The organism is Micromonospora coriariae (genome assembly GCF_900091455.1).
GTDB lineage: Bacteria > Actinomycetota > Actinomycetes > Mycobacteriales > Micromonosporaceae > Micromonospora > Micromonospora coriariae.
The window spans coordinates 206413-231386 of sequence record NZ_LT607412.1; the positions used below are offsets into that span (position 1 = coordinate 206413).

Below are 24974 nucleotides of genomic sequence, written 5' to 3' on the forward strand. Positions count from 1 at the left end.
CAGTGCCGACCGGCCACACCGGAACCAGCACCACCACCACACAAGCGATCCCGCGGTGGAACCGCGCCGCCTCGGAGGCCGGCCACGAGTCGACCGCTCGCTGGGCCTCGGCCGGCACATCCTCAGACTTCCGTCTCCGCGGGTGCGATCTCCGTGACGCCTCTCATAAACAGGAGTCTGAGATTCTCTTTATCGGTACGGTTGCGATGTGCGGCTCAACAGATCCACGGACATCAGTCTTCGCATCCTCATGCTCGGTGCGGCACGCGACGACCGGCTCACCATCGACGAGCTGGCCGAGGCACTCGTGGTCCCTCGGCATCACTTGGCCAAGGTGGTGCAGCGGCTGCAACACCTGGGCTTGCTGGAGACCGTCCGCGGCCGCAGCGGCGGCGTCCGCCTCGCCGCCACCGCGCACAGCACCTCGATCGGTGGCCTAGTGCGTGAGCTCGAGGGCGAGACCGAAGTCGCCGACTGTGAGGGCGAGCGGGCCTGCCCGCTGATCCAGGCATGCCGGCTGCGCGGAGCGCTGCGCCATGCCCAGGAAGCGTTCTACGCCACCCTCGACCCCATCACCGTCGCCGACCTGAGCGCACCGCCTGCCCGGCAGGTGCTGCTCAGCCTTGGCCGCCGGTAACCGTCCCACCCCCTCGCCTGGAGGAACCATGCTGTCTCCCACCAGTGTCCCGGTCATCGAGGCCACCCTGCCGATCGTCGGCAGGCACCTCGACCAGATCTCCGGAATCTTCTACGACACGATGCTCGGCGAGAACCCGGAGCTGCTCAATCTGTTCAGCCGCAGCGCGCAGGCCACCGGTGAGCAGAAGAGCGCCTTGGCCGGCGCGGTGGCCGCGTTCGCCACGCACCTCGTCGGAGCGGGACCGGACGCCGTGGTCTTCGACCACATCGTCGAACGCATCGCGCAGCGGCACTGTGCGCTGGGCATCCGCCCGGAGCAGTACACCACGGTCGGTCGCTACCTGATGGGCGCCGTCGGCGCCGTGCTCGGCGACGCGGTCACCCCGGCGGTCGCCGCCGCATGGGACGAGGTCTACTGGCTTTTCGCCGCCCGGCTGATCGGTCGCGAGGCACGCCTCTACGCCGAGGCCGGAGTCGATGGCGCCGACCCGTGGCGCGAGTACGTGGTAGCGAAGAAGATCGCCGAAGCGCACGACACGGTGTCGTTCATCCTGACCCCCGCCGACGGGCGGCCGGCTCCCGCCTTCCTGCCGGGCCAGTACGTGACGGTCGCCGCCGACCTGCCGGACGGCAGCCGCCAGCTGCGGCAGTACTCCCTCTCCCAGGCAGCCACCGGCGGCACCCTGCGGATCACCGTCCGCCGGGTACGCGGCAGCGGCGGCACCCCGGACGGCATGGTCTCCAGCTTCCTGCACGACAGGGTGAGCGCCGGCTCCCGGCTCCGGCTGAGCCACCCGTACGGCGACCTGACGCTGCGCGACAGCACTGCGCCGCTGGTCCTGGTAAGCGCCGGGGTGGGCATCACCCCGATGGCCGCGATCCTGGATCATGTGGCCCGCACCCAGCCGACCCGCGAAGTCACTATCGTGCACGCCGACCGCAACCCCGAACGACACCCGCTTCGCCTGGACATGCACAGCCACGGCTCCCGGCTGACATCCTTCACCGCGGTCGTCTGGTACGAGGAAGCGAGCGACGTCCCAGGTGCGAACCAGGGCTTCATCGACACCGACAGCATCCCGCTCGACCCCGGCGCCGACGTCTACCTGTGCGGCCCGGTGCCATTCATGCAAGCGGTGCGCGCCGGGTTACACCGCCGTGGGGTGAACGACGAGCAGATCCGCTACGAAGTCTTCGGCTCCGAACAATGGCGGTCCACCCCGGTCCCCGCAACCGTCTGATCAACACCTACTCATAGACGCTGCCGCCGGAGCTGATCTGCATGGTTGACGCATCCGGGGTGGGACGAACCTCGTCGGAGGTTGTGTCCCACGCCGGAGCTGCCATGCTTGGCCTTGACCTGTCAATCCGCGTCGCGGTCCGACGGGACCACCATCACCGGGCACAACGAGCAGACTGGCCGAAATTCGACGGCTGAGAGTCATCAATGCTGCGGCAGCGGAATCCCCCGACACCACTTCGGTGCGGTACTCGATACATTCGGGTACCGCACGCTGATCCCGTGCGCGCCCGCCGCGGACCAGAACGGTACGTCGCTGGTCGCGATGGCGCCGGTCGGGCTTGTGCCTGCCGATTGATAGGCGAGGATCAGTTCGGCGTCGCGGAGCCGAGCCTGGGTGAAGGCGGCGTCCGCCACGGTGCGGGATCCGGATGAACCATCGGTGCCGACCACGATCGGTCCGTTGCCGGACGGGCGGTCATCGCCGCGCAGGATCACGACCGGGCAACACGAGTGTCCGGCGACTTGGGTGGCGATCGAATCGGTCAACAGCTCGGCGAACCCGCCGGAGCCGCGGTGCCCGACGACGAGTAGTTGAGCGGAGCGTGAGGCATCGAGGAGGACTGCGCTGGCGGATCCGTCGAGCAGATGAGTCGCCAGTGAGAGGTGTTGATGCGCTTCCTGGGCTTCGTGGGCGACCTTGGCCAACAGATCCAGCATCGCTGCACGCGGTCCTTGGCCGTGCTGGTTGTAGGGGGCATGGAAGGGTGGGAGGATGACCGGCCAGCCCAGCGCGTGGATGACCTGCAGTGGATGACCTGCAGAGGACAGTCGCGTCGCTGCGCTTCCCGGGCACCGTAGTTCACAGCGGAGCGGGCAGCTGCGGACCGTCGAAGCCGACGATGACAGGGGCGTTCACGGGGACCTCCGTAGTGACGTGGGTGCCCCGCTACTGCCGGCGGGCCTGGGGACGGCAGCCGTGCAGTTGTTTGTTCTTGGCTGAGGTATGCCGATGCCGGGGCATAGAAGGTGGCTGCTAAGGCGTCGATCGACTCAAGCGACCGCGGCTTGAAGTCCGCGGTCGCGGTGTGGTGTTGTGGGGCTCAGATATGACAGGACTCCGCTGAGTTCCAGGACTCGCCGCGGGAGACCTCGGGGGTGGATGACGCCGTACCGCTTGCGGTGCCGTTCCGCGGTTTGCCGGGCCTCGACGAGGGCGCCGATGCCGGCGCAGTCGAGGAAGGTCACGCAGGACATGTCGATCAGCAGACTGGAGACCGCTGGATCGCACAGGGACGCGGTCAGCACGCCACGCAGGTGCCCGACGGTGTTCAGGTCCATCTCACCGATCGGGCACAGCACCTTCTGACCGTCGCGGTACGGGTCGCGGGTGAGCGAGAACAGCATGACGCCTCCTTCGTGCGGTGCCTTCCAAGTGTCTGCGCGGGGTGACACAGGTGACGATTCAGGCGATAGCCGGGTGGCGGACCCGCCATCGCGGCGACGGCCTGCGCCACTGGGCGCGGCGCCGCGCCCAGCGGCAACGCAATGCACGCGCGCCTTCAGGCGGCGGACGGTCGCTTCGACACCCCCGAGAGCGGACCGCCTCGGCCAGAGACCGGACAAACTCCGGCGGGTGCCGGAAGCGTTGCCCGCGAATCTCCACGGCCGCCGCGACCCGGTCGGTCAGGGCTCGTTCCATGGCTCGTGCGCGCCGCCCGGAAATCGGAACGTAGTCGAGCTGCTGGCCGGCGACGGCGAGCTGCCCCAGCTCGGCCACCAGGCGCCGGGCGTCGCGCTCGCGGCCGAAACAGGCCAGAAAGGCACCCGTGGGCTGCGTCCGCGCGGTCACGTTGCCCGCGGCCAGCGCATCGAACGCGTCCAGCGCCCGCGCGTTGACCGGCACGTAGGTGGCCATGCCACGCCGCCACTGCCGGCCAGCGCAGCGCCGGACGTACCCGGCAAGGAACCGCGCCAGGTCGCTGTCGGCGCGAGGCGGCGGATACACCGGTGCCCGAGGGCTCAGCACCGCACGCAGCCCGTACCGGAGGACCGACGGTTCCGGCAGCGGCGCGGTAAGCGCCGGCGTCAGCCACCCCGCATTGCCCCAGGAGGCGCCGGCACCGACGTGGTCCCGCTCGTAGACGGTGACGCCCGCGTCGATCTCCTGCAGGAACCAGGCGGTGGACAGGCCCACCATCCCCGCCCCGATGACGGCAACGTCGTCCGTAGGACCGTGCCCTTGATATGCGGAAGGCATGCCGTTCCTCATCTCTGCGTTAGGCCAACATCCACCATCCCCAGGCGCGCCAGCGCGCCGACAGGGTAGGCACCGGCGAACCTGCGGGCTCGCTTCCTGCTGGCGGCCGGCAACCAACTGTCCGGGCAAGCTGGGGAGCAGTGGTTGATGGCGCCATGGTCACGGCCTGCCTGTCGATGCCGCAGACACCTGGGATGGCTATCCGAACCGCAGGTCGTCGTGCCGGCGCGGACAGGCTGGTCGCCGAAAGCCCTCGGACCGCCTTACCGGAGCTCGGCAAATTACGACCATCGAATTGACCGATCCATCGACTGTTCACCGTACCTCGCAGCATGAAAACTGCTGTTAGACAACGTCGACTCGCGACCGATGGGCTTGCGTCCAGCGCCACCGCGTGATGCTGAACGCGTAGGAGACATAGACGCGTGCGCGGTCGGCGAGGGGCAACCAGCGCTTACGCCGCACACGGTCACCCAGTGGGGAAAGGCAGGGCGACATCATGCTGAGCGATGCCGAGCAGCGAAAACTGACCGAAATCGAGCTGAACCTGCAGACCGAGGATCCTCTTTTTGTGAGGAGCTTCAGTGATCGGAGTCGGTGGCGGTCGAGGCGGTGGGGCATGACGGGGCGCGGCTGGCTCATCATGAGTGCGCTGATCATGTGCCTCGCCGTGTTGATGATCAACGCATGGGTAGCCGCCCTGGCAGCGACCATCGCCGTTATTGGTGCCGGTCTGTGGCTCAATGACTCCTGGCGCCTCAGAATTCAGCGGCTTTCGGCGCGCCCCTGAATGCACCGAGAAATTTATGATCACCGCGAACGAACTCCGACATACGTACAAGTTGCACGTTGCGGCCTTCGAGGACAACTGTCGCACAAGGAATGCATCAATGCCATCAAGTTGGCCAAGACCGATCGCCGTCAGTCATGCAGAGGCAGTTTTATGGTCGTCGAAGTAATCTGCAACGGAACAGAAGGAGCGCGACAGTGCCACTAACGCTTGGACACGACGAGGAACATCCGATCTTCTTGATCGGTCACCACACGTTCGAGGCTTGTCCGCGTCCCGCTCGGACCGATACATTCTCGGAAGATTCAGTCGACGACATCGTCGACGCGTGGGGTAAGGATTCCTTTCCGGCAAGCGATCCGCCATCGAACTGGTGAGCCGCCGTAGCTGCGGTACACAACGTTCTCGTTGTAGCTCTAGCTAGCCCGGCGTCGGTAGCTCTTGTTGTGGCCAGTTGAGTGCACGCGCCCCGAGCAGGGCTGCCTGCAAAGTAAAGCGGTGAGCCGGGTCGAACGGGTTGTATCCGGTGAGCATTTTGATACGTTGGAGACGATACGTCACCGTACGCACCGACACGTGGATGCGTTTTGCCGACTCCGTTGCCACGCCGCCCGTATCGAAATACGCCTCCAGTGTTGCCAGTAGTGACTCTCCCCCGCCTCGAGCTTGCGTGAGAGGGCTGAGCACCGCATGCACCAGTTCAACGATTGCCGGCTGATCGCGCAGTAACACCCGATAGATGAGCAGGTCTCGTGCACTGACAACCGGGCTGCCCACCCGCAGTCGCGCCGCCATGGTCAAGGCCTCACGAGCCTCCTCGTAGGAACGAGCGATGCCGTACAGCCCTGGATGCGGACGGCCGACGGCTACCTGCCACGGCCGGCCGCGCGGAAGACGGCGCAGTTGGTCGTGCATCAAACGGCCGAGCTCCGTGGTCGCATCCCGACCCGACGGTATCCGCACCGCATCGATGGCGTCCGCAGGAGCCAAGACCACCAGGAGGCCATTCTTGGTGGCGACAAGCACGTCACGATCACCCAGCCGGTCGAAGATGACCGACTCGAGCGCCGTGATAGCGGCGTCGGTGTCGGGAAGCCGGCGACTCGGTGCGGCCAATGCCACTTGATGGACGCGAGCCAGGTCGAGACCGAACGGTTCAGCCCGATCGACCAACGCACCCAGGTCGGGGTCGCCGCGAAGTAGGTCGTCGATCAGCTCGCGACGAAGGGTCTCTTCCCGACGGACGAGGTCCCGGCGAGCCGTCGCATAGCCCTCGGCAAGAGTCGCCACCGCATCGTCGATGACGTACAGCACGGCGGCCGCAGCCGCCCGGACCGCTTCACGGTCGCGGCTACGCACGACAATCGGCAAATCCTGCCACAGCCGACGTGCCGCCGACAGATAGAGCTGAACCACCCGCCCAGCCGAAACGCCCTGCTCCGCAGCCCGGCGTCCCAAGACCTCCACAGCATCCAGTTCGGACCGTTTCGGTCTCCGCCCCGTTATCGCCGCATCTGCCAACAGGCCGAGGTAATCGCCGAGCAGTTCCACCGAGACACCTCCCGCGTCTCGGCTCGCCCCTGCTGCGACCTCGTGGAGCCAATGGTCGTCCGATTCGGCCACCGAGGCTGCCGACGCGCTGTTCCGAAATCCAGATGCCATCACGTTCCGCACTTTCTCGAGCGTCTGTCAGGCTTCGCTCACAGCACGTCATATACCAGTTTTTTGACGACGCCACACGCACTCCCGCGGCGAACCGAAGTTCGGCGAGCCTGCCATGATGATTGAGGTGCCATACCGCAATCCCAGGAACGAGAACCAGATGGTCGGAGATCAGCCGGCGGTGACAGCGCCAGCACATACTCTCACTGCACGTGATCACCGTCGAGGCCGTACGCCCATCAACAACCAGGTCATCGACCCAGGCGACGAACTCACGGCTGCACATATGTTCGGCATTCGCACGAGATGTCGCCACCTGCCACCAACGGTCCGGCGGCTCCGCCGACCCGCGGCGGCGACCACCCGAGCCGCTCATCCCGCCGATACAGCATGCCGGTCGCAGGCATGCGACCGGCATGCTCGCTGCCTCCCACCGAGGCGAATTCATGAGCTCGCAGTCCACCTCCATCGACGTCGGACTCCACCTTGCCGCGCGGCGTCAGGTCTCCAACAGAACGGTCGACGGCGACTAGCGGCTGTTCAGATTGCCGATCTTCGGCAATGAAGAGCATGACGGAAGGAGACCATATAGCGAATTAGGTCGATGTTCCAGCGTCTGCGTCGGTCAAGGATTTCCGAGGGTCGGCAGTGTAGGTCTGCTTTATCTGGCCGTCACACGCCTGTTTCCCCGTCCGGACCATCGGTGACGATGGGTGAACGCACAGAGTCCGGCAGCCGCTCACCGCCGGGGCACGTCCCGGACTCTCTTCGTACCGGTGCACGACCCGATGAGAGGCTGGGATGGATCTTTTCAAGAGGGAGGATCTGCTGAGGCTGGCTGACGACAGCGGTGGCGTACGGGTCTCGATGTTCCTCCCGACCCATCGCGGCGGGCCACAGAGCGACCGCAACCGCATCCGGCTCAAGAATCTGGTGCGCCACGCCCAGCAGGTGCTTCGCCACGAAGGTACACCCGGCACCGAGGTCGACGCGATCCTTGCACCGGCACGCGATCTCCTGCACCGCGTGTGGTTGTGGCAACGGCCGAGCGACGGACTTGCGTTGTTCCTCAGCGCCGGCTCGCTCCAGCCTGTCAGGGTTCCGATCCGGCTACCGGAATTGGTTACGGTCGGTGACCGGTTCGCCGTACGACCGCTTCTCTCCCTACTCACAGCCGGCGGCCACTTCTACATCCTGGCCCTGAATCAAGAAGAGATCCGCCTGTTCCGCGGGTCGCGCTTCGACGTTGACGAGGTGACGCTCGACGGTCTGCCGTTGGCCATGTGGCTGACCATGCCGCGCCGTCAGCCGATGAGAGCCCACGCGTTCCTTGTCGATCGCGCTGGCGACCCACGCGCGGGGTTCAACGGCAATGACGCCGATTCGGCGCCGTTGATAATCGAACATCTTCGCCGCGTTGATCGAGCTCTGACGAAAGTGCTCGACGACGAGGACGCCCCCCTCTTGCTGGCGGGCGTACGATCCACGCAACAGCTTTACCGGCAGGTCAACACCCATCCCCGGCTCCTGGACACGGGAATCGACGGAGGCCCCTGGGACTTGAGCGCCGCGCAGCTACACCGACGTGCCTGGCCGCTCGTGGAGCCGACGTTACGCAAGGATGAGGTTGCTGCCGTGGCGGCGTACCGGGCATTGCTCGGCACCGACCGCACCCATACCGAACCGGCCGAAATTCTCGCCTTCGCGGAGCAGGGACGCATCGAGACTTTGTTTCTCTGCGCCGACAGGGCCTGCGGCGACGCCTCGCTCCCCGCAGGACCGTCGGTCCGACACACCTCGGTTTCGTTCCACAAGGAGCATCTCGATCTCGCTGCTGTGGCGACGCTCCGTCACGGCGGCGCGGTATACACGGTTTCACGATCACGGATGCCTGATGTCACCTCAGCCGCCGCGATGCTGAGATATTGAGGTCGCAGACCAGCGCGGTGTGCCGGCCGGCCAGAGCGTGAAACGGACTGGTGCGCAGGTGCACGCTCTCCGCGCTGATGTGGGGCTCGAAGCAGGCAACGTCGTGCCGCTACCTCAGTAGTTCCAGGACAACGCCGCTCGCTGCCGACGCCCGGCAAGAAATCCCTGGTCGCCGGCGAAACGCCTTGAAGGCGAGTCGCCTTGCCCGTGCTGACCGGATCGACTTTGCCGATCCTCGGCAGATTCGTCTACCCGTATTGGTCATCGGTGGCTCTACCCACCGATCAGGGGGACGCGGATGCTGAATTCGAGGATCGACACGGCCAAGGAACCCGAGGCCAAGGTGGTTGTGGGTGCTCGTGGGCTTGGTCATCTGCCTCAAGCAGCGCGACAGATCAAAGAGCGTGCGCCGAAACAGCGCGCTCCGTTCCTAACGCGCGCCAGGTATGGCAGCCGGACACGGGCCCCCAGGACAGGAGGCGCATGATGATCCACAACCGCAGTCCGCAGCAGCCGGACCGACGACCGATCGTCGTCGGCGTTGACGGTTCACCAGGTTCGAAAGCCGCTCTGCGATGGGCCTTGGACCAGGCGGAACGAACGACGGCCACCGTGGAGACGGTCATCGTGTGGGCACCGGAGGCAGGGTTCTACTACGGCTACGAGTGCGCATCGATCGCCGTCGCCGGCGAGGATCTGGCCGCCGCCGCGGACACAGTGCTGATGGACACCCTCGTGGAGGTCATCGACGACCGCGGACGATCGGCACCGATAAAGCCGCGCGTACTGCGAGGTCGTCCGGTCGCGGAACTCCTGCGTGCCGCCGGCTCAGCTCAGCTGCTCGTTCTGGGCGGACCCGCCCACGGAAGGATCGCGGGGTTGGTACGGGGCTCGGTAAGTCACGAATGCCTGCAACACGCCCCATGCCCGGTGCTGATCGTGCCGGCGACACCGGGCGTGCTTGCGGCAGGCGCCCACGCCGACGAGCCGGCAGGGAAGCTCCGCATCCGGCCGAAGGAATGACGCTCTAGCCGAGCCCCACCCCTGCCCAGGGGCATCGACCGCTGGAGATGACGCCACCACGAAGGACAAGAGATGAGCTCCTCGACCTCGTACACCGAGCAACTGACCGACGCACTTGTCGACGCAGCGATTCAGGCCGTCCGCCATGCGCCGTCCGTGCTCAACACGCAGCCATGGCGCTGGCGCGTGCATCCCGCACGGTTGGAGCTGTTCGCCGATCGCAGCCGTCAGCTGAGCGCCATGGACCCGGACGGCAGGCTGCTGATGCTCAGTTGCGGAGTGGTCCTTGATCACGTCCGCGTCTCCCTCGCTGCTCAGGGCTGGGTATCGCACATCCGCCGAACGTCGAGTACATCGACGCCTGAACTGCTCGCCACGCTGACATCCTTCGATCGCGTCGAGATCACTCCGAAGGCGCAACATCAGGCGCACGCCATGCGCAGGCGGTACACCGACCGGCGGCCCGTCAGCGAACAACCCCTCTCCCCAGCTGTCATCCGCGCCGTCGCCGCATCGGCCGATGGGCGCGTACGACTGCACGTGCTATCCCCCGATCAGGTGCTTGACCTGTCGGCGGCCGCCTCAAGGGCCGTCACCGTGGCAGCGAAGGACGCATTCGCGCGCGCCGAACTGGAGTACTGGACCAGCAGAACGATGCCCGAGGGCTCAGGACTACCCGCTGCTGTACTGCCAGACCACTGTCCGCAGACGTCGGTGCCAGGCCGTCGCTTCGGTCACCCAGGGACGCTACCCATCGGGTCAGGGCATGACCGCGCGGCGACCTACGCGTTGCTCTACGGCGACGAAGATGTTGCCGAGCGCTGGCTGGAGGCCGGTGAAGCCCTGTCGACGGTGTGGCTCACCGCCACCGCGCTGAATGTGTCGGTGCTGCCGCTCAGCGATGTCGTCTCGGTGCCTGCCACCCGGGAAGCCCTGCGACGCATGCTGCGGACCTTCGACCATCCCTATCTGGCATTGCGGCTCGGCATTGCCGAACCGCAGTCCGGTACGCCGCCGCGTACGCCCCGCCTCCCGGCTGCTCAGCTCATCGACGCAGTCCCCTGGACGACGTGACGCCCCACCCGCAACAGCACTTTCTGATCCACCAGAGCCGATCGAGCGGGTCGCGTGCAGATGAACCGGGCAGCAGCGCGAACATCCGTCCGTGCACGTCAGGACCATATCCGCCACGGCTGCAACACCGCCGACGTCTAGAACAGGATGACGATGAACCACACGCCGAAACGGCGCCCGGTGATCAGCGACGGCCTGGCGAGCCAACTTCCGGACATCGACCCCGAGGAAACCCGCGAGTGGGTCGAGTCGCTCGACGGAGTCATCGACAAAGGTGGCCCCAAGCGCGCCCGCTACGTGATGTTGCGCCTGCTCGAACGGGCTCGGGAGCGACGGGTCGGGGTGCCGCCGCTGACGTCGACGGATTACGTCAACACGATCTCGCCGGAGCAGGAGCCCTGGTTCCCAGGTGACGAGTTCGTCGAGCGGCGGATCCGGGCGTACATCCGGTGGAACGCCGCGATGTTGGTGCACCGCGCACAGCGGCCGGAGATCGGGGTCGGCGGGCACATCTCCACGTACGCGTCGTCGGCCAGCCTCTACGAGGTCGGCATGAACCACTTCTTCCGCGGCAAGGACTACCCGGGCGGCGGCGACCACATCTTCTTCCAGGGCCACGCGTCCCCAGGCATGTACGCGCGCGCGTACTTGGAGGGCCGGCTCGGCGAGAACGACCTGGACGGCTTCCGCCAGGAGCTCTCGCACCCGGGTGGCGCCCTGCCGTCGTACCCGCACCCCCGGCTCATGCCGAACTTCTGGGAGTTCCCGACGGTCAGCATGGGTCTCGGCCCGCTGAACGCGATCTACCAGGCGCGCTACAACCGCTACCTGCACAACCGCGGCATCAAGGACACCAGCCAGCAGCACGTCTGGGCGTTCCTTGGCGACGGTGAGATGGATGAGGTTGAGGCGCTCGGCGCGATCGGGGTGGCGGCGCGCGAGGAGCTCGACAATCTGACCTTCGTGGTCAACTGCAACCTGCAGCGCCTCGACGGCCCGGTACGCGGCAACGGCAAGGTCATCCAGGAGCTGGAGGCGTTCTTCCGCGGCGCCGGCTGGAACGTCATCAAGGTCGTCTGGGGCCGGGAGTGGGACCCGCTGCTCGCCGCGGACACCGACGGTGCGCTGGTCAACCTGATGAACACCACCACCGACGGCGACTACCAGACGTACAAGGGCGAGTCCGGCGCGTACGTGCGGGAGAACTTCTTCGGCCGTGACCCGCGCACCCGCAAGTTGGTCGAGAACATGACCGACGACGAGGTGTGGAACCTTAAGCGCGGCGGGCACGACTACAAGAAGCTGTACGCGGCGTACAAGGCAGCGACCGAGCACACCGGCCAGCCGACGGTGATCCTGGCCAAGACCATCAAGGGCTGGACGCTGGGCTCGCACTTCGAGGCCCGCAACGCCGCGCACCAGATGAAGAAGCTGACCCTGGACGACCTGAAGGCGTTCCGGGACCGGCTGCACCTTGAGATCAGCGACAAGCAACTGAAGGAGAACCCGAACCTTCCGCCATACTTCCACCCAGGCGAGAGGTCCGACGAGTGGCAGTACATGATGGAGCGGCGCCGTGAGCTGGGCGGCTTCGTTCCCACCCGCATGGTGACAAGTCGACCGCTCAGCCTGCCCGGTGGGGCCGCCTATGCGAGCGTGAAACGCGGATCAGGCAACCAGCCGGTAGCCACGACCATGGCACTGGTCCGGCTGCTCAAGGACCTGATGAAAGACCCTGAGATCGGCCACCGATTCGTGCCGATCATCCCGGACGAGGGTCGCACGTTCGGACTGGACGCTCTGTTCCCGACCAAGAAGATCTACTCGCCGCATGGGCAGACGTACGCGTCGGTGGACAGGGATCTGCTGCTGAGCTACCGCGAGTCCCGCAGCGGCGTACTCCTGCATGAGGGGATCACCGAAGCGGGTTCCACCGCGTCGTGGACGGCCGTCGGCACGTCCTACGCGACCCACGGCGAACCGATGATCCCGATGTACATCTTCTACTCGATGTTCGGGTTTCAGCGCACCGGCGACGGCTTCTGGGCGGCCGCCGACCAGATGAGCCGCGGCTTCCTGCTCGGCGCCACCGCCGGCCGGACCACTCTCAACGGTGAGGGCCTGCAACACCAGGACGGCCACTCACTGCTGATCGCCTCTACCAACCCGGCCTGCCTGGCCTACGACGCGGCCTACGCGTACGAACTCGGCCACATCGTCCGCGATGGCCTGCGCCGCATGTACGGCGAGCCGCAGGAAAACGTCTTCTACTACCTCACCCTCTACAACGAGCCGATCCTGCAACCGGCGGAACCGGAGAACGTCGACGTAGAAGGCATCTTGGCCGGAATGCATCGCATCTGCGGCGCCGACGACGCCGCTGGCCCGACGGCGCATATTCTGGCTTCAGGAATCACCGTTTCGGCAGCGCTGGCAGCACAACGTTTGCTCCACGACGAGTGGGACATCCACACCGACGTCTGGTCAGTCACGTCCTGGACCGAGCTACGCCGCGACGCCCTTGACGCCGACCAATGGAACCTTCTGCATCCCGACGAACCGGTCCGTGTCCCTTACCTGTCCCGGCGCCTCCAGGAACACCCCGGCCCCGTGGTGGCCGTATCCGACTGGATGCGCGCGGTGCCGGATCAGATCGCTCGGTTCGTCCCCGACCGGTGGGCGTCGCTGGGCACCGACGGCTTCGGCATGTCCGACACGCGGGAGGCGCTGCGCCGCCACTTCCGTATCGATGGGCCTTCAATCGCTCTACGCGTGATTCAGGAGCTGACCGCGAGTGGAGCACTGGAATCAGACAGGCTCTGCAAGGCACATGCAACATTCGGCCCAATCCCCGACGACGACCCGGTATGAGCTTGCGGTTCTCCCCGACTGGCAACGCCTCGTCAACAGTACGGACCGCGATTCCCATCAAGCCCGTACGCGACACCGGCCGCTCCGCAAACCTCGCCGCGCTGTCGTCGCCCTCGTGCGGACCAAATGCGGACCGCTCGCCGCCGACCCTGTGCCGTGTCAGGTCGGAGAGGCTGCCTGCTGCAGACGTGGAAGTCAACCAGAGACGGCACGTGACGCTTCGGCATCACGACGATGTGCACCGGCCAGAACGGCCTGGTGTGCTCGAAGGCGAGAACCTCCTCAGTCTCTGCCACTACGGTCACTTTGGTTCGGCCGCTGAGCGCCTCTTCGCAGTAGAAGTCCTCGCTCACAGCAGCTCGCTTCCTCGTGGAGCCTGGTTCACGACTCGTTCTTGATCTTCAAGGCGCAGGCGGTCCGCGTGGTTGCACCTGCTGCCCGCCCGTGACCGCTGGGTGCCACGGTTACTGGCCGGTGGATGGCCCAAGGTAGGGCCCAGTCGGATCAAGCCGCTCGAGCGCTGTGGCTAGTCTGGACGCGTGAATGCGCCCCGGCTCGATCGGACGATGTTGGAGTTTGCGATCGGGCTCTCAGAGCGCGCGGGCGCGCTCGCCGCCGAGAGGTTTTTCGCGGCTGATTTCGCGCTCGGGATCAAGGCGGACGGCACTGAGGTCACGGATGCTGATCTCGCCGTCGAGACGCTGATCCGTGGCGAGCTGGCGGCACGCTTTCCGGCTGACGAGATCTACGGCGAGGAAACCGGTGCGACGGCAGGCATCTCGGGCCGGCGGTGGGTCATCGATCCGATCGATGGCACCAAGTACTTCGCGTATCGGATCCCCATCTTCGGTACCAACCTTGCGCTTGAGGACGAGCACGGTCCAGCCCTTGCCGTGATCAACCAGCCAGTGGCCCGCCAACTGATCTATGCAGGCCGCGGCTGCGGGTGCCGTGTCCGCATTGACAGCAGGGATCTCGTACCGGTGCTGCGGGACAACCCTGACTTGGCCGCCGCCCGGGTGGAGCTCGTCAATCCGGCTGGCTGGCCCGCTGATGTGCTAGTCACGCTGCATCGCCATACGCGCATCACCGGTCACCTGGGCGGCATCGGCGGTTTGCTCACCGGCCTGGTAGACGCGTTGGTGATCGCGGGTCCTGAGATGGGATACGAGGACCTGGCACCGCTACCGCTGATTCTTGAGGAGGCTGGAGGAAGGGCGACTGATCTTCACGGCAACCCGCTACTTGCCGGAGACGGAACTGCCCTGCTCAGCACCGGACGCCATCATGACGCCCTGCTGGACCTGTTAGCGCCCGTCCTGACCGGCTGACTCGGCTTGGCGCCAGTGAGGCATCAGACCGGCTTCCGGTGAGCGGATCTCCTCGTCGGGCACTCGTAGACCGTCCACCTTCCCGGACGGGGCCAAGGTGGAGCGCCTCACCAGCGGAACGACCTTGGCCCCGTCCGGGAAGGCTGGTAAGCCCTTGTGGTGCCCGGCGAGGTGATCCGGGGCGGCATCTCTGAGGGTCGGGGTTCGGGGTGGAGCCCCGAAATCTTCAGGTACTGGTCGCCTCGAGCGTGGCCGGCCGGCCCGGCCGATGCCGGCCCGAGGTCGCCAGCAGGCCGGTGGCGGCGCCGGCGCGAGCCTCTCACCTGCGGGACCGTGCGCCGACGTCCGTGGTTGTGCGGTCCTGTTCGCACCCGTAGTCACTCAGTTAGACACTCACCCTGACACCGCCAGACTGGCTGCCATCGCGAGCGTCTCGACCTCTCATCCGTGAGAATTACGCGGCTGGTCCGACTGCGTTCGTGGGGGCCGTTCACGCGGAGCGGCGATCCGGAGGCCTCCGGTGCAGGCTGCTCCCATGCGAGCCCCTTGCTGTCACCGCTGCTATCAGACAGCTTTCCTGCAGCGGACCATGCTCGGCCAACCACCGGATCAAGCTGTCCGTGAGGTCTGCCGGCAGCTGGGTCGCCATCAGCTATCCGGACGTGATGGAGACGATGCCGAGGATTGCCCGGTAGTCAGACTTCGGTAGCGAGCGGCCGGGGTGCCGTCCGGCGAGGGCACATGCTGTTGCGGCTGAGACTAAGAACTCTCGCGAGAGCCCCGAGTTGTGCGGAGCGTGGTACGACTAATGGAGCAAATGCCGCAAAGCTGATAGAACGGGCGCGCCGATGACCGCCGGCAACACGGGCGACCTGCTGCGGGATCACGGCGAGCCGCAGCGCGCGACCTACGTCGAACTCTTCTTCGACGTGATCTTCGTGTTCGCGCTGACTCGGTTGTCGCACACCCTGTTCAGCGACCTCACCTGGTCGGGTGCCCTGCACACCGTGATCCTGTTGTCCGCGTTCTGGTGGGTCTGGGTCATGACCGCCTGGACCACTAACCGGCTCAACCCCGCTCAACCGGCGATCCAGCTCGTGATCATCCCGATCATGCTCGGCACCTTGATCATGGCGGGCGCGGTACCCAGGGCGTTCGGCGAAAACGGCATGATCTTCGCCGCCGCCTACGTCATCATCCAGGTCGGCCGGGCCTCCTTCGTCACGGTCGCGCTGCACGGTCGAGAGGTGGCGATCGGCTCGCTGCAGCAGCTCATCTGGTTCTCGTTTTCGGGAGTGCTGTGGATCGCGGGCGCGCTCACCGAGGGCGGCGCGCGGCTGGTGCTGTGGATCCTCGCGGCAGGGCTCGGCTACGCGATGACGTCGTTGGAGTTCCGGCTGCCCAAGCTTGGTCCGGCCCGGATCACCACGCAGAAGGTCGGCGCGGAGCATCTCGCCGAGCGCTACCAGCAGTTCATGATCATCGCTTTCGGTGAGACGATCCTGGCGGCCGGCGGACAGTTCGCCACGCTCGGCTTCGACCAGGAACGGGTGATCGCGTTCGTGCTGACGTTCGCCATCACCACGCTGCTGTGGCGGATCTACTTCTACCGGGCGGGGCTGCTGCTCCCGGCCGTGATCGCGGCGAGCACCACGCCGGCGGTGTTCAGCCGGTCCGCCTCGTACGCCCACCTGCTCATGGCCGGTGGCATCGTGCTCACCTCGGTCGGCGACGAGATCATCATCACCCACCCGTTCGCCGATGCCAACCTGGTCTGGTCCGCCGTCATCCTCTGCGGGCCGGCGATCTACCTGGCCGGCCGGGCCCGCCTCGACTACCTGTCGTTCAGCCGGGTCGCCCTGTCCCGGGTGATCGGGCTGCTCCTGCTGGTCGTGCTGGCACCGGTGGTCGCGTTCCTACCACCGATCCTGATCGCCGTGGTGGCCGTCATCATCCTCACCGCGATCGCCGCGTCGGATGCCGTCTCCTGGCGAGTCCACCCCAGCAAGCCAACCCCGCCACCACCCAGCGGGCGGACGCTACGCCCGCAGCGCCCATAGCTACAGCCGCGCGCGGGCCGGTACGAACCGGCCGCGGATATCGCCCTCATAGACGAGGCGGGTGGTACGTGTCGTCACGGTCCGCTCACAACGCCGCCATCTGCTTCACGGCAAACCGGCCCGGCCAGCCGCTTCGAGTACGAGCCGCGCCCGCGACACAGTACGGATCAGATCCAAGGGTTCCGCCAAACGGTCGCGCGATCGTTCGATCGGGGACTACGCCGTGGTGGCCATCCCCCGCCTCGGCATTGCCGTAGAAGGTCGAAATCTCGTTGTAGAGGTCGTACGCCTGCCAGGCGTAGTAGGCGGCCACGCCGTAGCGTGGACGGCTATGTCTCAGCCGCGTGGACAGCTCACTGTCCGTCCGGGCGCGGGGTCTCTCGGCACCGAAGGCTGTAGAGCACCTCGGGTTGATCTTGGGGCTTGAAATCTGTACTGGTTGCCGTACTGGTGCGCGACCTGCCAAACCTGACACACTAACCGCATGGTTAGTAATCAAACCAAGCGGTTAGGCCACTACGTCTCCCCCGCCGCCCGCGAACGCTTCTTCGCCGCGTACACCCGCGCGATGGCCGACCTGCCGCCGCCCGACGACACGCTCGACGTGCCGACCACCTACGGCACCGTGCGCGTGTACCGCTTCGCGGGCAGCGGGGATCCCGACGGTGCGCCGCTCGTCCTGCTGCCCGGCCGGGTCTCCGGTTCGCCGGTGTGGGCCGCCAACCTGCCGGCCCTGCGCCGCCTGCGCACCGTGTACGCCCTCGACCTGCTGGGTGAGCCCGGGGCCAGCGTCCAGTCCCGCCCGCTCGCCGACAACGAAGACCAGGCACTGTGGCTACACGAGACGCTGACCGCCCTGCCGGAGCCCGCCCTGCACCTCGTCGGCCTCTCCATCGGCGGCTGGACGGCGACCAACGCGGCCGTACGCCGGCCGGAGAAGATCGCCGGCCTGGTGCTCATCGACCCAGCGATCACCTTCGCCGACCTGCCATTGCGGGTGGTGCTGCGGTCGCTGCCGGCCTCGGTGAAGTGGCTGCCGAAGCGGTGGCGGGACGGCTTCAACAGCTGGACCGCCGGCGGCGCACCGGTGCGGGACAATGCCGTCGCGGACATGATCGAGGCGGGCATGCAATCCTACGTGATCCGGCTGCCGACCCCGAAACGGTTCAGCGCCGAGCAGCTGGGCACGATCGACGTGCCGGTGCTCGTCATCCTCGCGGGCGCCTCGGTCATGCACGACTCGGCCGCGGTGGCACGCGAGGCCGGGGGGACGCTCCGCCACGGCACCGTGCACCTCTACGACGGCGCCTCCCACGCGGTCAACGGCGAGCAGCCGGACCGGATCGCGGCCGACGTGGCCGCGTTTCTGGCGGCTGCGCCGTGACGGGCCGCACGCCGACCTTCACCGAGCGGGCCCGCCGCGCCCAGCTCGTCGAGGTGACCGTCGGCATCGTCGCCGCGCACGGGTACGCGGGCTGTTCGCTGCAGCGCATCGCCGACGCCGCCGGCATCACCAAGGCCGCGGTCATCTACCACTTCGCCACCAAGGACGCGGTCATTCGCGCCGCCTACGACGCTGTCATCGAGGCGCTCGTCGGGCACGTCGCGGAACGGATCGCCGAGGCGCCGACGGCGGAGTCCAAAGCGGACGCCTACGTGTGCGGGCTCATCGGCTACCTGGCCGCGCACCCGGACCACGTTCGGCTGATCATCGAGGCCGCCGACGGGGACCGGGGCTCACCGGGACGATGGGAGCCCTTCGCCGGCCTCATCGACGACGCGAAGGCCAGCGGAGCCTACCGCCCGGACGTGGACTCACGGATGCTGGCGATCCTGGTCGGCGGCGCGATCGACGCGGCGGTCGGACAGTCCCTCCGGGAGCCGGCGTTCGACCTGCACACGGCGGCCGAGGCGGTGGTGGACCTGCTGCACCGCGCCGCACTCGCCGCGCGGTGAGCCGCACGGCCCTACCGTATGCACCGGCGAGGATTTGCTCGACGACCGGCTGCGGGTCCTCCGCGGCCCCGACCACCCCGACACCCTCACCACCCGCGCCGACCTCGCCTCCTGGCGGGGCCAGGCCGGGGTCCCAGCCGGCGCCGCCACCGCCTTCCACCGGTCCAGGGTCCGCGCTTGACACGGCCCCGCCTCTTCAGGGATGACCCCCAGGCAACCAACACGGCCCTCCGAGCTGCCCTGAAGCATCGGCTGAACTGCTGAGACGATTCGACTTCGTCCTGGCGCGTCCACGGGTGTCCGTCGTGATCGTCACCCAGTTTGTCACTCACTGGCTCCGGGCTGCCCCGGTTCTGCTTCACCGCCGTTCCTCACGGTGAGGTTGCATCCTGACGGCGGTCCTTATGCTGACCCACCGCCCCGGTGGGTCACAGGCCGGTTCGCCCGTCGATGCACTCGCGCAGGAGGTCGGCGTGGCCAGCGTGCCGCGCATACTCCTCGATCACGTGGACAAGCACGTCGCGCGTGGCATGGCTGCCACCGTCGACCGGCACCTCGCGGCCCAGGTCGGCCTCCTCGAGGGCGTCGAGCCATTCGTCCGCCTTGGCGATCTCGGCCTTCCAGGTTGCAAAGGCGTCCTTCACCACCACTGGGTCGGGGACCGCGCCCCCGAAGTCCCAATCCGGGTCGTCCTCGTGCTTGTAAAGGCACGGTGCGTCGGTCCGCCCTTGCAGCACACGCTGGAACCAGTGGTTCTCCATCTGAGCCAAATGGCGGACCAGGCCGAGCAAGCTCAGGGTGCTGGGCGGTACCGAGCGTCGGCCGAGCTGCTCGGCGTCCAGTCCGTCGCACTTCATCTCTATGGTCAGACGGTAGTTGCCGAGGTACTCCCGGTAGGTCGCCTTTTCGCCGACGGGCTGACCGAAGGTCCTGGGGTCGTCCTCGGGGGCGGTCCACAGTTTGCTCACGGCGCCACCCAATAGCGGGCGGACCGCACCAGTCAAGTGAGTTGCGGTGCACCAACTTCGACGGCCGCCAGGAGGAATTCGATCGCCGCTCGCTCATCGGCTAGGAGCGAATGTTGCCGCATCCGCGTCTTCGGCCAGAGGTTCACATTCGGTAGCCAGCGGATAGGGGACCGCGTAACCCATCAAGCGGAGTCAACGTGTAAGCATCAACCGGAGTACGACACCGCCGGCAGGCCGCTGTCGTACTCTCTGGACCTCGGTCAGTCGATGCCTTCGACGATGCGGAAGTCGCGCTCGACGCCGTCGGAGAGGGCGACCAGCGCCTCCTGGTAGGCCGCACTCTCGTGCGCCGCGACGGCCTGCTCGAAGCTGTCGAACTCAATCAGGACGGTGCGCTCGGCGATTCCGGCGTCATGCGCCACGACCCGACTGCCACGGGCGAGGATCCGACCGCCCCCGGCCTCGACGGCCGGACCGGCCAGCTTGTTGTAAGCAGCCAGCTTCTCAGGGTCTGAAATGGTGCGGTAGGCGCTGACCCAGTAGCCCTTGGGCATGGAACCTCCAGTGTTGGGATGAGTGCATCTGGCTTACGGGTTGATCTCGGACGAGCGTCGGCGGGCCAGAGCGAGGCTTGTCAGCGTCGTGATCGCCATGGCGCCGATGCCGACCAGCGCGGCGGTGGTGTAGGCGCTGTCGTCGGGGAAGAGGTGGCCGGGGCCGGTGCCCGCGGCGAGGATCAGGCCGCCGATGGCGCTGCCCAGGGAGTACCCGACGCTGCGGACGACGTAGTTGAAGCTCATGGCGCTCGACGTCTCGCTCTTGGGGGTGACGGCCAGGATGACGCCGGGCATCGCGGCCGAGAAGCCGCCAACGCCGAAGCCGAGCACGCCCATCGCCGCGAACAGTTCGGCCAGGTCCGACCGGGCCGCCGCGAACAGGGCGAACCCGCCGCCGACCACGACGGCGCTGCCGGCCAGGAGCAGGGGGTCGGCGATCCGCGTCCGGACCCGCGGCGTGAGCTTGCCGGCGACGAACCCCAGCACCGAGAACGGGATGAGGACCAGCCCGGCGACGAATGTCGTCAGCCCGAAGCCGTAGCCGGCGCCGTGCGGCGTCTGCGCGTACCGGGTGATGAGCGTGAGCAGGAGGTACATGCCGATCCCGCCGACGAACATGGCGAGGTTCGCCCCGGCGACCGCCGGGTGCCGCACCGCCCGCACATCGACCAGGGGCGTCGTGCTGCGCAGCTCGATGACGGCCCAGACGAAGAGCAGCACCACCGCGACGACGGCGAGGCCCGCCGCCACGGCGAGGTGCCCGCTCCACAGATTCCGTTCGCCGGCGAGGAACAGCACCAGGAGCAGCGCAGCGGCCAGGACGACCGCGCCTGCCACGTCCACGTGGGCGGAGCGGCCTTCGGGGGCTTCGGGCATGGAGCGCCACGCGGTCAGGAGGGCGGCGGCGGTGACGACCAGGCCGAGGCCGTAGGCGGCCCGTACCCCGCCGAGCTCGGCGAGCAGTGCGGCCAGCGGGTAGCCGACGCCGGCCCCGATGATCGAGACCACCGAGATCAGGGCGATCACGGCGGCGCTGCGCTCCTCGGGGAGGTGGTCCCGGGCCACGCCCATCATCAGCGCCGTCAGCCCGAGCCCGACGCCCTGGGCCGCCCTGCCGGCCAGCAGCCACGCGAACGGCAGCGGCAGCACGGTGAGCGCGCTGCCGGCGACGACGACCGCCAGCGTGGCGAGGATCGTGGCCCGCCGGTGCGGGCCGGCTCCGAGCCGGCCCAGGACCGGCGTGGCGACGGCGCCGCTGAGCAGCGCGACGGTCAGCGTCCACTGCGCGCTGCCGAGCGAGACGTGGAACGAGGTCGCCACGCTGGTGATGAGCGGCGTCCCGAGGCTGGCGACCGCCGCCACGACCAGAGCGATGAACATCAGGGCGGGGACCAGCAGGCGCGCCTCGGAACGCACCACCGGGAACGCCTTCACCGCGACCCCGCCGACCAACCGCCCGGTCACTGCTTCGGCCCTTCGCGGTCCTGGCTTTCGAGCTCTGCCAGATGCTTCAGCGCCGGAAGGGCCGCCACCAGCGCCTCGACCTCGTTGCCGGTGAGCTCGCCAATCAACCGCTCGAACGCGTGGACGCCCGCCTGGCGCCGCGTCCGGACATAGGAGGCGCCGGCCTCGGTCAGGCACACCAGCGTGACCCGCTTGTCGGACGCGTCGCCCCGCCGCTCGACCAGGCCGGACTCCTCCATCACCCGGACCAGGGCGGTCATCGCGGGCTGGGTGACGCCCTCGACCGCGGCTAGATCGGTGATGCGCCGCGGGCCGGTCCGGTCCAGGGTGGCCAGGGTGGCGGCGGACGTCAGGCTCATGTCCCTGGGCAGGCGTCTCGCGGCCCTGGTGGCCAGGCCGTAGAGGGCCGCCCCGATGGCGGCGGACGCGCCAGGAGCGGTGTCTTGACGACTCATGCTCGAAGCATAGCCTTTTTATATTCATAGCTTATGGAAAGGGTCGACTGGCGCGGGCACTCGCTGGCCGTCACGCCCGCCGCGATGGAAGTGCTCAGGTCGTCCTGGCCGTAAGCCCCGCTCAAAGCTTGGCGGGATCGGCGCCCTCTTCGAGATACGCAAAGCCTTGCTTCCGCGCCCGCATACTGCCTCGGAGCCGACGCGCGAGCCTCGAGATGGTCAGCTCGTCGAGCTGCCCGTCTTCCACGAACGCCCACTCCGCGATCTCACCGTCCCGGAAGGAGACGGCTGAGAGCTGGTCGGCGGAGAGGGTGCGGCCGTCGAAGACGAGGAGGACTTTGTCGCCGTCGTCTGGTCTGGGTGCCCAGTCGATCGTGAGGATCGAGCAAATCGTCGACCTCTGCGGCCACTCCGGCACAGCCGTCACCGAGAGCGTCTACCGGCACCAACTCCGGCCCGTGCTCCTGGCCGGTGCCGTCGCCATGGACAAAATCTTCGACGATGAAGGGTAGACACTCAGACGCGAAAAGAGGGCATATCCATCGATTTGATATGCCCTCTGAGCTGCCTCGGGACGGCCGGATTCGAACCGACGACCCCTTGTTACCAACCGTAGCGATGCCAACCTTGTCATTGACTGTCAGAAGTGGGCGCTGAGCTGCACAGACACGATCAGGCGATGATCGCTACCTGTCACTGGTTGTCGATCGCAGGCAGGGGTTTTCGGGGGGTAAACGGGGGCAGGCCGACAGGGTCACCACGGTCCCCGATCGGGGGGTAAACGGGGGTCCTAGACAGAATCCCGCCGGGTCTGATCGCCCCCGCTGGCCCTGCCACTGTGTCGCGCCCGCCTTACGGCATGCGCTGACCGAATCTGTGGCAGCCCTTCCAGCGCGTCGTCCATCGGGTTCTGCCATCTCCGGTGGGGTTCAGGGACCGGGTCACCAGATATAGACACTTCAACGCGGCCTACTCGTTGGGGAAGTGGCCGCGGGCCTTGACCGCCCGCCGGTAGCGAGCATTCAACGATTCGATCGCGTTCGCGGGGCAGATGACTTGCGGATCTCCACGTCGTAGTAGAGGAAGGGGATGAATTCCGCCCAGGCGTTGTCCCACAGGCGGATCACCGCCGCGCCGACGACCTCACCGACGCGCCCGGCGCCTACTGGCGTGTGGAGAACAACGACGACCGGTACATCGACTGGTCCGATTTTGAGTACGAGTGTGGTCGCCCGCGACGCAGGCCGGGCACTGCCCACATGCGCAGACGAAGGGCGCGGTGACCCGGTCGCCGCGCCGCCAGCCGCGTATGCCGGCGCCGACCTCCGTGACGACGCCGGCGAGCTCGTGGCCGGGTACGTGTGGCAGGCGGACGTCGGGATCGTATCCCTGCCAGCCCCTGCCAGCCCTGCCAGTCACTGCGACACAACCCGGTCGCCTCGACGCGGATGACCGCGCCCCCAGACGGTGGGACAGGCTCCGGGACGTCCCGGACCTCGGGTCGGGCACCGAACTCGTCCAAGATCACTGCACGCATGAACCGAATCCTCACACGCCGACGCCATGGCCAGCGGACGTCATCGGCCGGGCGACGGAGCCTGCCGGCAGAGCCGGCGGTACTCGGCGGTCACCACGGCGAGCAGGAAGAGGTCCACCGCGAGCGCGGAGAGCGCCCCGAACTGGTTGACGGTGAAACTGAAGATCTGCCCGAACAGCAGGTCCACCAGGAGCGCGAGCTTGAACAGCCGGAAGGCCCGCACTCGGTCGCGAGGCAGCAGCGACGCCCCACGGATGCTGAGCACCACGGTGATCAGCGCCGAGGCCGAGATCCCGAGCACCGCGCGCCATTCCCGCTGGTCGTCGAGCTGGCCGGTGACCGCGTCCAGAAAGACGTTCCCCACGACCACGAACGGCTCGCCGACCAGATAGAGCACCACCAGCGCCACCACCCACCGGTGGGTGGTCACCCAGACCACGGCCCGGCGGGCCCACCTGAGCCACGGCTGCCAGAACCGGGAGCCGGGTGGCTCGCGTCGAGGCACCGCGTCGAGCAGCCGGGCCACCCCCTCCTCGATGTCCGGACCGCACCCACGGACCAGCCGCGCGACCGCCGCGCGACGATCATCGGTGAGGCCGGTGCGGAGCCCACCAACCACCCCGTACAGGGCGTTCGCCGTACGCTCGGGGCCGGAGAGCCGGGCCTGCCCCCGGAGGGCCTGGGTGATCACCACCAGCAGGGCGAAGGCGCTGTAGATGATGCCGGCGGCCGGGGCGTAGAGGTAGTCGGTCCCGGCGGTGACGAACTTGCCCACCTCGTCGATGAACAGCCCGAACCCGATCCCGCCCAGAACCGCGCCGAGGCTCCGCGCCGCGCTACCGAGGAAGACCAGCGCGACCCCCAGGCCGGCGGTCATCAGGACACCACCCCAGAGCACGTGCGCGATGTGCAGCCCACCGCCGCCGAGTTGCGGATAGCCGGCCGCCTGGAGAAAGGCGCGGGTGACCAGCACCGTGACCACGCCGGAGAGGACGAACGCCTGCAGGTACGTCGGCGCCTCCAGCACCCGGAGCGGCCTCGACCAGCGGGACGGACGGGCGGGCATGGTCCCGACGCTAGCGGTGCTCTCCGTCACCCCGGGCCGGTTCCGCCGGAGTTGGGAAGGCCGCCGGCCTCGGCACCACTGCCGCTAAGAGC

At 67.5% G+C, this 24974-nt stretch carries 25 protein-coding genes and 2 pseudogenes; 12 read left to right on the plus strand and 15 right to left on the minus strand.

Features of this window, described 5'->3' with window-relative positions; all coding sequences use genetic code 11:
* The first annotated feature begins 208 nt into the window (after positions 1-208).
* Both GA0070607_RS00965 and GA0070607_RS00970 read left to right on the plus strand, forming a co-directional pair.
* Positions 209-637 carry an RrF2 family transcriptional regulator gene (locus GA0070607_RS00965; protein WP_089016468.1) on the plus strand — a complete coding sequence of 143 codons (429 nt, stop codon included), beginning with the start codon at positions 209-211 and terminating at the stop codon, positions 635-637.
* A 28-nt stretch (positions 638-665) separates the two neighbouring features.
* Positions 666-1880 (plus strand): globin domain-containing protein, encoded by a 1215-nt coding sequence (locus GA0070607_RS00970; protein ID WP_089016469.1) that lies wholly within the window; start codon positions 666-668, stop codon positions 1878-1880.
* A gap of 203 nt (positions 1881-2083) precedes the next feature.
* Here GA0070607_RS00970 and GA0070607_RS00975 read toward each other — a convergent pair whose 3' ends face one another.
* The 3 genes from GA0070607_RS00975 to GA0070607_RS00985 form a co-directional block, all read right to left on the minus strand.
* A complete protein-coding gene (locus GA0070607_RS00975; protein WP_089016470.1) occupies positions 2084-2599 on the minus strand; it encodes a universal stress protein in 516 nt (171 codons plus the stop codon).
* 333 nt (positions 2600-2932) lie between these two features.
* Entirely contained in the window at positions 2933-3286 is a 354-nt protein-coding gene (locus tag GA0070607_RS00980) for an STAS domain-containing protein (RefSeq protein WP_089016471.1), read from the minus strand.
* 58 nt (positions 3287-3344) lie between these two features.
* The gene (locus GA0070607_RS00985) at positions 3345-4139 is read right to left on the minus strand and encodes an NAD(P)/FAD-dependent oxidoreductase (protein WP_172898955.1); all 795 of its coding nucleotides are present in this window, start codon (positions 4137-4139) and stop codon (positions 3345-3347) included.
* A gap of 499 nt (positions 4140-4638) precedes the next feature.
* Here GA0070607_RS00985 and GA0070607_RS00990 point away from each other — a divergent pair, with 499 nt between their 5' ends.
* Positions 4639-4929: a DUF3040 domain-containing protein gene (locus GA0070607_RS00990; RefSeq protein WP_089016473.1), complete on the plus strand. Its 291-nt coding sequence runs from the start codon at positions 4639-4641 to the stop codon at positions 4927-4929.
* A 420-nt stretch (positions 4930-5349) separates the two neighbouring features.
* On the opposite strand, the gene GA0070607_RS00995 is transcribed toward GA0070607_RS00990, so the two are convergent.
* Complete coding sequence (locus GA0070607_RS00995) at positions 5350-6480, minus strand: PucR family transcriptional regulator (protein WP_231930724.1); 1131 nt, start codon at positions 6478-6480, stop codon at positions 5350-5352.
* A 383-nt stretch (positions 6481-6863) separates the two neighbouring features.
* The gene (locus tag GA0070607_RS32210) at positions 6864-7163 is read right to left on the minus strand and encodes a hypothetical protein (protein ID WP_157743054.1); all 300 of its coding nucleotides are present in this window, start codon (positions 7161-7163) and stop codon (positions 6864-6866) included.
* Positions 7164-7392: 229 nt separating this feature from the next.
* On the opposite strand from GA0070607_RS32210, the gene GA0070607_RS01000 reads away from it, so the two are divergent.
* The 4 genes from GA0070607_RS01000 to aceE all read left to right on the plus strand — a co-directional run bounded on the left by GA0070607_RS01000 (position 7393) and on the right by aceE (position 13488).
* Positions 7393-8520 carry a baeRF3 domain-containing protein gene (locus tag GA0070607_RS01000; protein ID WP_089016474.1) on the plus strand — a complete coding sequence of 376 codons (1128 nt, stop codon included), beginning with the start codon at positions 7393-7395 and terminating at the stop codon, positions 8518-8520.
* Positions 8521-9003: 483 nt separating this feature from the next.
* A complete protein-coding gene (locus GA0070607_RS01005) occupies positions 9004-9543 on the plus strand; it encodes a universal stress protein (RefSeq protein WP_089016475.1) in 540 nt (179 codons plus the stop codon).
* 72 nt (positions 9544-9615) lie between these two features.
* Positions 9616-10617 carry an Acg family FMN-binding oxidoreductase gene (locus GA0070607_RS01010; RefSeq protein ID WP_089016476.1) on the plus strand — a complete coding sequence of 334 codons (1002 nt, stop codon included), beginning with the start codon at positions 9616-9618 and terminating at the stop codon, positions 10615-10617.
* A 153-nt stretch (positions 10618-10770) separates the two neighbouring features.
* Positions 10771-13488: a pyruvate dehydrogenase (acetyl-transferring), homodimeric type gene (gene aceE, locus GA0070607_RS01015; RefSeq protein ID WP_089016477.1), complete on the plus strand. Its 2718-nt coding sequence runs from the start codon at positions 10771-10773 to the stop codon at positions 13486-13488.
* 32 nt (positions 13489-13520) lie between these two features.
* On the opposite strand, the gene GA0070607_RS34050 is transcribed toward aceE, so the two are convergent.
* A complete protein-coding gene (locus GA0070607_RS34050; protein ID WP_408630862.1) occupies positions 13521-13841 on the minus strand; it encodes an HIT domain-containing protein in 321 nt (106 codons plus the stop codon).
* Positions 13842-14027: 186 nt separating this feature from the next.
* Between GA0070607_RS34050 and GA0070607_RS01025 the strand changes: the two genes are divergently transcribed.
* Entirely contained in the window at positions 14028-14819 is a 792-nt protein-coding gene (locus GA0070607_RS01025) for an inositol monophosphatase family protein (RefSeq protein WP_197701222.1), read from the plus strand.
* 848 nt (positions 14820-15667) lie between these two features.
* Entirely contained in the window at positions 15668-16879 is a 1212-nt protein-coding gene (locus GA0070607_RS01030) for a low temperature requirement protein A (protein WP_089016479.1), read from the plus strand.
* A gap of 85 nt (positions 16880-16964) precedes the next feature.
* Here GA0070607_RS01030 and GA0070607_RS32215 read toward each other — a convergent pair whose 3' ends face one another.
* Positions 16965-17192, minus strand: coding sequence for a hypothetical protein (locus GA0070607_RS32215; protein WP_157743055.1), 228 nt, complete (start codon positions 17190-17192; stop codon positions 16965-16967).
* A 171-nt stretch (positions 17193-17363) separates the two neighbouring features.
* On the opposite strand from GA0070607_RS32215, the gene GA0070607_RS01035 reads away from it, so the two are divergent.
* Entirely contained in the window at positions 17364-18263 is a 900-nt protein-coding gene (locus tag GA0070607_RS01035; protein WP_089016480.1) for an alpha/beta fold hydrolase, read from the plus strand.
* Positions 18260-18835 carry a TetR/AcrR family transcriptional regulator gene (locus GA0070607_RS01040; protein ID WP_089016481.1) on the plus strand — a complete coding sequence of 192 codons (576 nt, stop codon included), beginning with the start codon at positions 18260-18262 and terminating at the stop codon, positions 18833-18835. Before GA0070607_RS01035 ends, GA0070607_RS01040 begins: the two co-directional genes overlap by 4 nt.
* 428 nt (positions 18836-19263) lie before the next feature.
* Here GA0070607_RS01040 and GA0070607_RS01045 read toward each other — a convergent pair whose 3' ends face one another.
* From GA0070607_RS01045 to GA0070607_RS32685, 5 genes are all read right to left on the minus strand, one after another.
* Positions 19264-19803, minus strand: coding sequence for a DinB family protein (locus GA0070607_RS01045; RefSeq protein ID WP_231930725.1), 540 nt, complete (start codon positions 19801-19803; stop codon positions 19264-19266).
* A 260-nt stretch (positions 19804-20063) separates the two neighbouring features.
* The gene (locus tag GA0070607_RS01050; RefSeq protein ID WP_059130497.1) at positions 20064-20357 is read right to left on the minus strand and encodes a DUF1330 domain-containing protein; all 294 of its coding nucleotides are present in this window, start codon (positions 20355-20357) and stop codon (positions 20064-20066) included.
* Positions 20358-20390: 33 nt separating this feature from the next.
* Positions 20391-21824, minus strand: coding sequence for an MFS transporter (locus GA0070607_RS01055; protein ID WP_089016482.1), 1434 nt, complete (start codon positions 21822-21824; stop codon positions 20391-20393).
* The gene (locus GA0070607_RS01060) at positions 21821-22279 is read right to left on the minus strand and encodes a MarR family winged helix-turn-helix transcriptional regulator (RefSeq protein ID WP_231930726.1); all 459 of its coding nucleotides are present in this window, start codon (positions 22277-22279) and stop codon (positions 21821-21823) included. Before GA0070607_RS01060 ends, GA0070607_RS01055 begins: the two co-directional genes overlap by 4 nt.
* 121 nt (positions 22280-22400) lie before the next feature.
* Positions 22401-22706, minus strand: a complete 306-nt coding sequence (locus GA0070607_RS32685) for an NUDIX hydrolase (RefSeq protein WP_172898956.1) — start codon at positions 22704-22706, stop codon at positions 22401-22403.
* Between GA0070607_RS32685 and GA0070607_RS33140 the strand changes: the two are divergent.
* Positions 22660-22791, plus strand: a pseudogene (locus tag GA0070607_RS33140) (site-specific integrase); the annotation flags it as partial. The gene GA0070607_RS32685 and the pseudogene GA0070607_RS33140 sit on opposite strands and share 47 nt — an antisense overlap.
* A gap of 340 nt (positions 22792-23131) precedes the next feature.
* Here GA0070607_RS33140 and GA0070607_RS01070 read toward each other — a convergent pair.
* The 3 genes and pseudogenes from GA0070607_RS01070 to GA0070607_RS01080 all read right to left on the minus strand — a co-directional run.
* Positions 23132-23409 (minus strand): annotated as a pseudogene (locus tag GA0070607_RS01070) (transposase); the annotation flags it as partial.
* A 13-nt stretch (positions 23410-23422) separates the two neighbouring features.
* On the minus strand, positions 23423-23788 hold the full coding sequence (locus GA0070607_RS01075; protein ID WP_331716442.1) for an alcohol dehydrogenase catalytic domain-containing protein: 366 nt from the start codon (positions 23786-23788) through the stop codon (positions 23423-23425).
* A gap of 68 nt (positions 23789-23856) precedes the next feature.
* The gene (locus GA0070607_RS01080) at positions 23857-24882 is read right to left on the minus strand and encodes a hypothetical protein (RefSeq protein WP_089016485.1); all 1026 of its coding nucleotides are present in this window, start codon (positions 24880-24882) and stop codon (positions 23857-23859) included.
* Between the last annotated feature and the right edge of the window lie 92 nt (positions 24883-24974).